This window comes from Sunxiuqinia sp. (genome assembly GCF_055140945.1).
The window spans coordinates 144890-155713 of sequence record NZ_JBSQYS010000005.1 but is presented as its reverse complement, the minus strand read 5'-3'; the positions used below and the strand labels follow the sequence as shown (position 1 = coordinate 155713).

At 36.2% G+C, this 10824-nt stretch carries 10 protein-coding genes; all 10 read left to right on the top strand.

Going from position 1 to position 10824, the window contains the following annotated elements; genetic code table 11:
- On the top strand, positions 1 to 325 hold a 325-nt coding region (locus tag ACTB00_RS03700), incomplete at its 5' end, for a hypothetical protein (protein WP_463298597.1).
- A gap of 163 nt (positions 326 to 488) precedes the next feature.
- On the top strand, positions 489 to 1400 hold the full coding sequence (locus ACTB00_RS03695; RefSeq protein ID WP_463298596.1) for a helix-turn-helix transcriptional regulator: 912 nt from the start codon (positions 489 to 491) through the stop codon (positions 1398 to 1400).
- An 81-nt stretch (positions 1401 to 1481) separates the two neighbouring features.
- Positions 1482 to 2264: a CRISPR-associated endoribonuclease Cas6 gene (gene cas6, locus ACTB00_RS03690; RefSeq protein ID WP_463298595.1), complete on the top strand. Its 783-nt coding sequence runs from the start codon at positions 1482 to 1484 to the stop codon at positions 2262 to 2264.
- A 364-nt stretch (positions 2265 to 2628) separates the two neighbouring features.
- Positions 2629 to 2832: a hypothetical protein gene (locus tag ACTB00_RS03685; protein ID WP_463298594.1), complete on the top strand. Its 204-nt coding sequence runs from the start codon at positions 2629 to 2631 to the stop codon at positions 2830 to 2832.
- Between the two features lie 15 nt (positions 2833 to 2847).
- Positions 2848 to 4698 (top strand): hypothetical protein, encoded by a 1851-nt coding sequence (locus tag ACTB00_RS03680; protein WP_463298593.1) that lies wholly within the window; start codon positions 2848 to 2850, stop codon positions 4696 to 4698.
- A 21-nt stretch (positions 4699 to 4719) separates the two neighbouring features.
- Positions 4720 to 5652 carry a type I CRISPR-associated protein Cas7 gene (locus ACTB00_RS03675; RefSeq protein ID WP_463298592.1) on the top strand — a complete coding sequence of 311 codons (933 nt, stop codon included), beginning with the start codon at positions 4720 to 4722 and terminating at the stop codon, positions 5650 to 5652.
- Positions 5653 to 5689: 37 nt separating this feature from the next.
- Complete coding sequence (locus tag ACTB00_RS03670) at positions 5690 to 6484, top strand: type I-B CRISPR-associated protein Cas5 (RefSeq protein WP_463298591.1); 795 nt, start codon at positions 5690 to 5692, stop codon at positions 6482 to 6484.
- A complete protein-coding gene (gene cas3 / locus ACTB00_RS03665; RefSeq protein WP_463298590.1) occupies positions 6462 to 9140 on the top strand; it encodes a CRISPR-associated helicase Cas3' in 2679 nt (892 codons plus the stop codon). The genes ACTB00_RS03670 and cas3 overlap by 23 nt, the downstream gene beginning before the upstream one ends.
- A gap of 13 nt (positions 9141 to 9153) precedes the next feature.
- On the top strand, positions 9154 to 9300 hold the full coding sequence (locus ACTB00_RS03660) for a hypothetical protein (RefSeq protein WP_463298589.1): 147 nt from the start codon (positions 9154 to 9156) through the stop codon (positions 9298 to 9300).
- A gap of 139 nt (positions 9301 to 9439) precedes the next feature.
- Positions 9440 to 10822 carry a hypothetical protein gene (locus tag ACTB00_RS03655; protein ID WP_463298588.1) on the top strand — a complete coding sequence of 461 codons (1383 nt, stop codon included), beginning with the start codon at positions 9440 to 9442 and terminating at the stop codon, positions 10820 to 10822.
- The last annotated feature ends 2 nt before the right edge of the window (positions 10823 to 10824 follow it).

Below are 10824 nucleotides of genomic sequence, written 5' to 3'. Positions count from 1 at the left end.
GGCCTTAGGATTCTTTCAGGTGGAAATCAGAAAAGCGGGGAGGGGGCATCTGGTTTTTGTGACCGATGAGAATGGAGCAGTAATCCGGCATCCGATGAACCTGTCAGATTTTGGGGAGCGGCCGAGGTTTTATTTGAATGAGAAACAGAAATACGCAGCTAAAATGGAGCTTTCTGAAAAGATGGAAATACCTGCCAAAATTTTGAAGCCGCTGATTTTAAAGGAGCTGATCCGACAAATACAGATTCAAGTTTCCGGACAAGGATTACAGAACAACAGAAAGAGCAAATTAAAAGCAAGAAAAAGAAAGGGAAAACGGTTTTGATGTATTGATCTTTCATCAATTTTTCGTTTTCATAGCTGGGTAAAAGTGCTGTGATAGTTGTTGATAAACATATTTAATTTTTCTAAAATATTTTGTGGTTTACTGTTTTGAAATCGTAATTTTATGTTTCAAGAATCAATTATTGCTTACCTGACACCCAATAATGAACGAACAACAGAAACTACGACGCATGCTGGAGATCATTATTTACCTTTCCAGCGGGATCAGGCGGAGCCTTTCTGAAATTTCCAGACGATTTGATATTTCCGATCGGACGGCTTTCAGGTACATCCAGGCTTTTCGCGAAGCAGGCTTCATCATTCCCAAACCAAAAGAAGGCTTGTACTACATTGACAAGGATTCTCCCTATTTCAGGGAAATAAGCGAGTTGCTCCATTTTTCAAAAGAAGAAGCGGTGATCCTGCAAAAAGCCATTCACTCGATTAGCGATGAAAACCTCTTGAAACAAAACCTGGTCAAAAAGCTCTATGCCTTATATGATTTTGGCAGGGTGGCCAATACCATTGTCAAATGGGAGCATTCAGAAAACATCCATCAGCTCATGCATGCGATAAAAAGCAAAAAGAAGGTCATTCTTCGCGGTTACTTCTCTGCCAACAGCAACGAGATGAAAGACCGGGTGGTCGAGCCTTTTAACTTCACAACGAATTATATTGCTACCTGGGCGTTTGATACCGAAGACCAAACATGCAAAACTTTTAAGAATACGCGGATTGGTTCGGTGCAAGTACTGGACGAGCCCTGGGATAACGGAGACAAACACAACATGCTCCCAATGGATGTTTTCAGGATCAGTGCAAACCTGCAAATCCAGGTGAAAATGATGCTTTCTATCCGCGCTTGTGAATTGTTGAAAGAAGAATACCCATTGGCCGAAGAATACATTGAGCCGATAAACGACAATCAGTTTCTGTTCGACGCACCAGTTTGCAGTTTCGAAGGGGTTGGCCGTTTTGCACTGGGGCTTTGCAACGAGGTGCAGGTTGTTGAGCCGAAAGAATTCACCGATTTTTTAAAAGAAAAAGTAAAAAATAGTTTAACTGACATTCGTTGACAGTTTCATGTTCGAAATTGGTCTTCGAAAAGTAAAACTGAAACGTTTCAAAGCATAATTGAAATATAGAATCGTATCCTTATGAGATTTAAAATTACATTCAATCGTACCGGGAGGCAGCGCATGCTTCCAATGGACTACCAGTATTACCTGAGTGCCTGGATATACAAAATTCTGGGAAAGGCAGACCGGGATTTTGCCAGTTTTTTACATGCCGAAGGTTATCCTTTGGGACATCGGCGTTTCAAGCTCTTTAATTACTCTCCGCTTGATTTTGGCAAACCCAAATTATGGAAAGAAAAAAGTCTATTTGAAATTCAGAATGACCAAATCACCCTGAAGGTTTCCTTTCAGCTCGGTGATGCCGCTGAAAAATTTATCATTGGGCTGTTCAATAACCAACAGGCCTATATTGGCGATCAGTTTAACGGATTGGACTTAAGCGTTGCACAAATTGAACGCCTGCCCGAGCCCATCATTCAGACCGAGATGAGTTACCGGGCCATTTCGCCAGTGGTCATTAGTTTGAAAGGTGAACAGGACAAATATGCGCAATACCTTTCGCCTGACGACAATGGCTACGAAGAACTGTTTCTAAATCATTTGCGGACAAAACACCTGAGTTTGCCAGTTGGAACGGATTTATCGGAGAATTTGAAATTACAGTTCCAGCTGAAAAGTAAGCCCAAATCAAAACTGATTACCATAAAACCTTACACCTTGCAACAAAGCAAGGTGCGAGGTTTTGTGTTTGATTTTACACTCACAGCAAATCAAAAAATTCATCAATTGATTTTATCCTGTGGAGCTGGTGAAAAAAACTCAATGGGATTTGGGTGGTGCGAGGTACTGGAAGTCATGTAATAAAAATGAAAAACACCAACAATATGAAACAAACCAACAACACGATTGACTGCGAAAGTTCAGAAATACCTAAAGAGTAGGTCTGCAAAACTAAAAAAGCCAGAGCCGAAAATTTCAACTCTGGCCAATCAGTAATAGCGTAATTTGTTTTACACTTATCTATTTGTTTCAAATCCAGAATGGTACGATTGGAAAATAAAACAACAGCTATTATTGATGTGTTTTAAAATGCGTTTAGATGTCAGACCAAAGTTAATGTTTTTAACATGAAAAAGAAGCAGCAAAGAATACGTTGTTTTAAACTTATATATTTTGGGCTTGCATATCTCCAAATTTGAATATAGCTTTGTAGAAATCTTTTTCTATGAAAGAAATATATCAAAATTTCGAATTTAACCTTATGACTTTAGAAAAAGTTATTGAATATGTAGGGAAGAGAATTAGCACTCTTAAAAGTCAAGGATTTAGTGATGATCAGATTCAGTTGATAATTTTTGAAGACCAACTTTTTAAGGATTATTTTATTGATTCATCATATTTTGAAAAAGTTAAAAGGTTTTTTTATTAATAATACTACAATAATATGATTAAAGAAATTTGCCAATTTGTGGAAACACTTGAAGAACAAGCTTCCGATTTGTTTGAAGATGGAGCCAAGCTCAAAGAAGGTATTTACGTTGCTCTTGATATTGGCCTTCAAGATGGTAAATATATTCTGAGAAATGTTGATGAAAATGGTGATATCTCGAAGGAGGACATTGGCCTATTTACGAAGAAGGAGGACATTTCTCCATTTTTTAACCGATGTCGCATGATTCTGCAAGCATCAAAGCCAGTCTCCGCTGCAAAAATATTTAATCCAAACAAGAAAATTTTCAATGTTACCTGTTCTCCGTTTGCAGTTGGATGCACAAAGAAAATAATAGATAAAAACCTTGCTAGTATTGGAAAAGATGGCATTCTTAATGAACTAACCAAACAGTATTTAAATAAAGCCGAAGAGTTCGTTGAAGAAGGACAGCCGAAGATCTGGTTTGAGGGTTTTAAAAGTTATTTGACAAATAACTTTTGGAATCTGTTAGAGCAGATAGAATACAACAATCTGAAAGATGCCTTTGCTATCGTATTATATTTGAAATCACCTTCGCTCGAAGAGTATAAAATCCCATACCAAAAGTATCTAGGACAAAATGTTTTTAATAAGGCTGATTATAACACAACATTTCAAGAAGTTGTGTTTGGAATTAGTGATAGACTGAGTTCGTTTAATGATAAAAAACGCTTCTTGCAACATCAATCGGCCAGTTTTAAATACAACTATAAAATTCATAGTGAGGATGCTCAATTAATTTGGAAATTTTACCAATTGAGTCAAAATAAGCAATTACCAAATCCCCTTCCTATTTTTGTTGACCGGAATGAAGCAAACCTGAATGCTGATGTTGTTAAACTATTTAATGCTGATGGCATTGCCGGTTATTCCGAAATTATTCGATCGCTTTTGAATCTTCGAAGAAGCAATCTCCAAAACTTTTATCTTTTGTTTGTCCAGAAAGGACAAATTATAGACTTGGATTTTGTTCCTGTATTTAATTACACCTTGAAGAATAGAACAGATGAGGATTTTATGATCAAAGAGTTGTTTGGACTTGAACCAAGAGCCTATTTTAACAGTCAAGAGCATAATGTTTTTGATTTTCAATTTCAAATTGTTAATCCCATTTTCAACAAACAGTTGGTTCAAGAAACGAAGGCAGGTTCACTGTGGATAAAATATTTCGACGACCTTGAGATTAAACCTGATTACGGACTAACTGATGCAATCTACAATTTACTATATAAGTACAGGAAAGCTTGGTATGATTTCATATACAAATCGAAGCAGCATGAAATAACCATGACAATGATAGATGAAATGTTTCGGGACTCCATTTTTGATGATCTTAGGCATGATGACGAATTAAAAAAAACAATACAAATACGAAAGAAACTAAGCCTTTGGTTTGGTTTACAACCAATTTTCGATAACAACTTTAAAACAAATAGTATGGCAAACAAAACCGTTGAGTTACAAACGAAGCTTCGGGAAATTGCCCAAACCGAATCGCTTCACATCGAAACCGATGATGAATTCGCTTTTTCAGCTGGGCAGGTAATTTGGAAACTATTGATTCAAAGTGAATCGGCAAACCGTTCACACGCACTGCTTGAACCATTCTTGCAGAAAACTGAACCTATGCTGTTTAAGCAAGCAGTTGCTAGTACATTCAATATGTATAAATACAAGTTCGCATTGTATCCAAACAAATATGAGTTCGATAAACTGTTCAGTGAGGTTATGGGATATTTCCCCAATAACTCAAACATGAAGGAACACTTACCAATGATTTTGGCAGGCTATTTCTCTGAATCGATATTTAAAAAAGAAAAATAATAACCTTTAAAACTAATTGACATGACTTATTCAAAAAGAATTTTTGGAGCAGCAATTATAAAAGCAGTTAATGCAAATTACAATGCTGACTTTTCGGGACAACCCCGAACTTTACCTAATGGTGTTGTTTATGCAACGGACAAAGCATTAAAATATGCTGTTAAGAATTTTTTGAAGGAAAATTATATTACAGAAAAAGTTTTCTATTTCAAACGGTTCAATGAAGATTTCATTCCCTATAGTTTGGATGATGCATTTGCAACTGCTTTCCCTGAGCATAAGGATGAAAAGGACAAAAAAATTATTGCTAAAGATCTTCTGAACTGCATTGATATTCGTTTATTTGGAGCAACATTCGCGAAAAAATCAAAGACAAACAATGTTGCCATTTCTGTACATGGTCCAGTTCAAATTACCCATGGTGTAAATATCTGGCACCAGAACAATTTCTATTCTGAACAGATAATGTCTCCATTTCGTAATCCTAATGAGAAAAGTGAAGATAATGCAGCTACAACCCTTGGCCGCCAAAGCCGTTTGCACGAAGGCCATTACTTGCATCACTTCTCGGTGAATCCTAAAAACCTAGAAGATATTACAATGCTTGCAGGAAAAGATGCAAAGGAGCTTTCTACTGATGATATTGCAAAGCTGAAAGAGGCATTGCAAAAAGGTGTCACTTACTACGATTCGGCTGCCAAAGCCGGTTGCGAAAATGAGTTATTGGTTTGGGTTACATTAAAACCAGAGTCCAAGCTTGTTCTTCCAAACTTCACACAATTAATGAAGATGGAAAAAGAAAAGTTTGATGGTAAGGTACAACTTGATTTAAGTGAATTGAAAATAGCCATTGAAGCAAATGTCGCAGAAATCGAATCCGTCGAAATCAGTTTAAATCAGGCATCTATTGAAGTAAAAAATGTGCCTCAAAACGCATCTATAAAAAGTTTGTAGATTCATCTAAACCTGACAGGTTTAAAACAACCGCAGTATGGAAAAAATAGTTTCAATCAATATTAAATCGGATTTTGGGTTCTTGAAAAAACCTGACACCAATGATCCGATTTATCTGACCTTTAATATGCTTCACAAACCCTCTTTACTGGGAATCCTTGGAGCAATTATTGGCGAAAAAGGTTTTCAGAAACATGGAGAAATGCCAGAATACTACAAAAAGCTTAAAGGCTTAAAAGTATCAATTGCCCCATTGGAAGAAAATGGGAAAACCTACCACGAGAATGGAAACTTTTCCAAAACAATTATCAAATACAACAATACAACGGGACTAGCAAGCGAAGAGGAGGGTGGCAATCTGATGATAACAGAACAAGCATTGGTAGCTCCTGCCTTTAAGTGTTGGATTATGCTTGACATAGAGAATGAGACAGAGGCTAAACTTTACAACTTCCTTAAAGAAAATAAAGCAGAATATCTTCCCTACTTAGGTAAAAATGAATTCTCGTTGTGGTGGGATAATTTCGAGGAATATGAATATGAAATATTTAAACCAGAAGGCATTTTCCGAATAGACAGCCTTTTTATTAAAGAAGAAACTATCAAAGAAGGTAAGTACGATCCTATTTTTCAATTGGATATGTCTTCTTTCGCTGGAAAAGAATACTTGTATTTCGAAAGATTACCTGTATCCTATGAAACTACAAAGTTATTCCAGTATGAATATGAAGATTTTACTTTTACGAACTGGCAGTTAAAGCAGAATTACAAATTACCGAGCAAGCATTCATTGTACAAATTGTCGAGTAATGAAATCATCCAAATGTTTTAAAGATTATTCGGAGAATCTTTTAATGCTTTTTGAGGAGCCTCAAAAGACTTACTTTGCCCATTTGTCGCACGACAAAAAGGAAAAGGAAACTCTTTTTGAACACTCAAAGTTGGTTTCAGATTATTGCCTGATGTTAGTTGATGCTCATGGTGTTGAGGTTGTAATTGATTCTGTAATTGAAGAACTTAATCAAAATATACCAGTTAAGAATCACGAAGAATTTAGAAACCTCTTTAAAGAATCTTTTCTGGCAGCAATTATATATCATGATTTGGGTAAGGTAAATCCAAACTTTCAGATTTTAAAAATGGAGAACGAATTGTTTATCCAAGAAAAGAATCTTTCAATCCAATCGTACCATTCGTTTTTAGGATCTTATCTGTATGCAAATGTTTTTCTAAAAAGGATATTTGAAAACGAAAAATTTAGTTCGGAAGAAAAATTGCTTTTGTATTTTATAGTTCTTCTTTTCTCTAGTGCTATCGTTAAGCATCATAATTCGACTATTGATTTGTCATTTGAATTCGATGAGCAACAAGTTGATGATTGTTTTTCATTTTTTAAGACTTACAGTTTCCAATTTGATAAAAGCTTTGGTCAAAATTTCTTTTTAAGTGCAAAAAAGATATTAGAAGGATTCAACAAACTTGCTGGGGACAAACCAGAAATCTATTTTAATCTGTTTGCAACAACCAAACTACTCTATTCTTTATTAACCGCTTCTGATTTCTATGCAACCAACGAGTTCATGACAAAAATAAAAGTTAATGAATTCGGCATTTTGAGCAGCAAAGAAAAGGAAAGTCTGGTCGAACGGTTTAAAACTGTAAAGCCATACAATAAAGACCTCTACTCAAGTTTGGAGCATTACCAATCTTTTCCTTTTGAGAGACTGAATGAACGGAATAATAAAAATTTGAATATTCTGAGGCAAAAGCTTACTGCCGAAATGATTTTGAATTTAAGAAAACATTCTGAAAACAGATGCTTTTATCTTGAAGCTCCAACCGGCTCGGGAAAAACAAATCTATCGCTGGCATTTGCTACCGAGCTAATGAATGTTGATTCTTCATTAAATAAAGTATTCTACGTTTTTCCTTTTACAACTTTAATCACCCAGACATTTAAATCGATAAAAGAAACTTTAGAGATTGATAACAATACCATTATTCAACTACACTCCAAGGCTGGATTTCATGAAAAAGCTGATGGCGCTTACGGAAATGAGAAACGGTTATTTCTCGATAACTTGTTTGTGAATTACCCGATTGCGCTAATGTCGCATGTCCGGTTTTTCGATATTTTAAAAGGAAATGAAAAAGAGAGTAATTACCTGTTACATCGATTGTGCAATTCGGTGGTAGTCATTGACGAAATTCAAACGTATAATCCAGAGCATTGGGATAAGATTGTCTATTTCCTTGCTAACTATACTCAATTGTTAAATATTCGGATTTTAATCATGTCGGCAACTCTTCCGAAAATTGATGCGTTGCATGAGAATCTAAAAGGAACTTTTATTTCGCTCATTTCAAATCGGGAACAGTATTTTACAAACCTCAATTTTGCAGGTCGAGTTTCATTTGACTTTACCTTGGCTAATAAAAACAGACCCAATAATGATGAGAAAGAAAACTATCTTTCTGAGTTGTCGGATTTCATGATTGATAAAGCAGAGCAATTCACGGTATCCAACGAAGAGAAGGTTAAGGTTTTAATGGAATTCATCACCAAGAAAACTGCGGCATTGTTTTTCAGAATTATTAATAAGGACAGACGTTTTGAAGATTATAAAATTCTTTTGCTTTCTGGCGATATTTTGGAATTCAGAAGAAAGCAAATCATCAATTCAATAAAGGAACAAGAGTATTCAAAAGTTATTGTTGTATCAACTCAGGTTGTTGAAGCTGGTGTTGATATCGATATGGATTTGGGATTTAAGGATCGCTCGCTTATTGATAGCGATGAACAATTGGCTGGCCGTATCAATCGCAACGCTTCAAAAGATAATTGCGTTGTCTATTTGTTCGATTGTGATAAAACCAGTATTGTTTACGGCTCAGACTTTCGTTATAAAGTACAGCAAACGGACAAAGATATTTTCGATGACTATAAAGAGATATTGGTAAAGAAGCAATTTCATGCCTTGTATGAAAAGGTATTTGAAGAGAAATCAAGGAATATGAAGAATATTTTTCATGCAGCCAATAGCTATTACCAGTACTTCAAAGATTTCAATTTTTCAAAACTTCATGCTGAATTCAAATTGATTGAGGATAATGACAGCCAGCAGCTATTTATTCCGATTTCTATTCCTGTTTCATTTTTCGAGAATAGAACAGATTTGGAGAGAATGGACGTTCTAACCGACTACGGAGAAAATGTAGATGGTTCAAAAGTATTCGATTTTTACGAACACCTTATTCGTTGTGAGATTGACGATTTTGTTTTGAAGAAAATAGAAATGAAGAAATTGGGAAGTATAATGTCGCAATTCTGCATTTCTGTTTATAAAAAGCAACTTGATTCGATAGCAGATATGCTTGATCCCGAAAGAAGTAAATATGGATTTAAGTTTCTATTGAATTGGAAGCTGTGCTATTCACCCGAATATGGTTTTGACTCAGGAAAAATTGATACTAGTATATTCATTTAAATTCAACAATATTATGAAGGAATCCATCGCGATGTTTCAGCTGCTTCGAAAAGAAGAGATCAAAGAACAATCCTACTACCTCATCGACCGCAAATACGACGATGAATTGGGATTGCAGTTGGATTTGGAAGAAAGCAGTAGTGAAGCAATAATATTTTAATTTTCCTAGACCTTGAAGGTTTTCAAAACCTTCAGGGTCTATTCGGTAGAAAGTAACTTTTTCAACCAAATAATCGAACTTCATTTTCGGCGAAAAGGTTTAAAAAGTACTTTTGGTCATCATTTAAAAAATTCAAGGTATGGCAAATAAGAACAAAGGCAAGGTGGTGCAGATGTTAAGCCCGGAAAACTACATCCGCAAAAAGGCGCGCACATTGCCCGTTTACGAATGCAGGATCAACGAAGAGTGGGAAGAATCGAAAATGGCGCAACTATCGGTTGCCCGGCAACACACCAATGGTAATATTACTGTGTGTTTTTATTTAGTTGACCTCATGTGCCTGGGAATTAAAGACACCGATTACATGTTCAACGCCCCCATTCATGCGTATCGCGAACATATTGAAAAGATAGAGGAACATATGACCATGATTGAGATTGATTATGTTCTGGCCCACAATATCATATATGCCGGGCTCGAATATGCCGAAGAGTATGGTTTTAAACCACACAAAGATTTTACCTCGATCACCCGGTTTATGATCGAAGAAGATACCGACGACATCGAGCTCATAGAAATTGAATGTGGATTGAATGGACGTCCAACTTACGTACAAGGCCCTTTTGACGACGAAGTAAAAGTGAAGAAAATTATTGCCCAATTGGAAAAGACCGCCGAACCGGACAATTATTCGGTGCTACTGGAAGAAGATGAAGATATTTTTGACGAAGATATTTTTGATGACGATTTTGACGAAGATGAATTTGAGGAAATGCCGGCTGCTGAAAAAAGAGAATTGTTCCTCAACCTTAGCTCCCGGCTCGAAAGCCTGACAGAAGAAGAAGGTAAACGTTTTATCGTGCTGACCGACTCCATTGTGGACGACCTCATTGATGTTGACTTGCACAATCAAATCTACGATGAATATTTCGAAGATCTGGATATCGAAACCGAAGAAGATGAGATCCCCGATCAGTTGCTGGGCATCAGGCCTGAAGACCAACCTGTTTCAGAAGAAGCGAAAAACCGTTTCATCGAAATATATAAACTGATAGCAGAAAATCCGAAACAAGCAGCAAAAGAACTGAAGATATTCGGAAAAACAGCCAATGGCCTGCCGTGTGTTTATTTTCTTGAACTAACTCTGCTACAGGCAAAAGAATCGCCCAAATACCACCATAAACTTGATGAATATGCACTGAAGTATCCAGATTATCCGCTGATCAGGGTATTATGGGTTACAGAACAAGTCATCTCAAACCACAACTTAAAAGGAAGTCCCGAATACCCGCTTAAGTTGGAAATATTCTTTCCCGACAGGGAAACCATCCATCCAATCGAAAAATACTATTTCCTGACCATGCATGCTTTTGCTGCGGCAAAGGGAAACGATATCGACAGAATTGAAGCATTAAACTCGGTTGTGGGCAGTATTGACCTTCCTGAAACAGAAGAAGAAATACTGGTGACGATTATCGCAATAATTAAAGTCGATTACTTATTATCTTATTTAAAGCAGTAGAC

Coding starts and splice junctions, on each gene's coding strand:
- ACTB00_RS03660 (WP_463298589.1), top strand. CDS start 9,154: ATGAAGGAATCCATCGCGATGTTTCAGCTGCTTCGAAAAGAAGAGATC.
- ACTB00_RS03680 (WP_463298593.1), top strand. CDS start 2,848: ATGATTAAAGAAATTTGCCAATTTGTGGAAACACTTGAAGAACAAGCT.
- cas6 (WP_463298595.1), top strand. CDS start 1,482: ATGAGATTTAAAATTACATTCAATCGTACCGGGAGGCAGCGCATGCTT.
- ACTB00_RS03655 (WP_463298588.1), top strand. CDS start 9,440: ATGGCAAATAAGAACAAAGGCAAGGTGGTGCAGATGTTAAGCCCGGAA.
- ACTB00_RS03670 (WP_463298591.1), top strand. CDS start 5,690: ATGGAAAAAATAGTTTCAATCAATATTAAATCGGATTTTGGGTTCTTG.
- cas3 (WP_463298590.1), top strand. CDS start 6,462: ATGAAATCATCCAAATGTTTTAAAGATTATTCGGAGAATCTTTTAATG.
- ACTB00_RS03675 (WP_463298592.1), top strand. CDS start 4,720: ATGACTTATTCAAAAAGAATTTTTGGAGCAGCAATTATAAAAGCAGTT.
- ACTB00_RS03695 (WP_463298596.1), top strand. CDS start 489: ATGAACGAACAACAGAAACTACGACGCATGCTGGAGATCATTATTTAC.
- ACTB00_RS03685 (WP_463298594.1), top strand. CDS start 2,629: ATGAAAGAAATATATCAAAATTTCGAATTTAACCTTATGACTTTAGAA.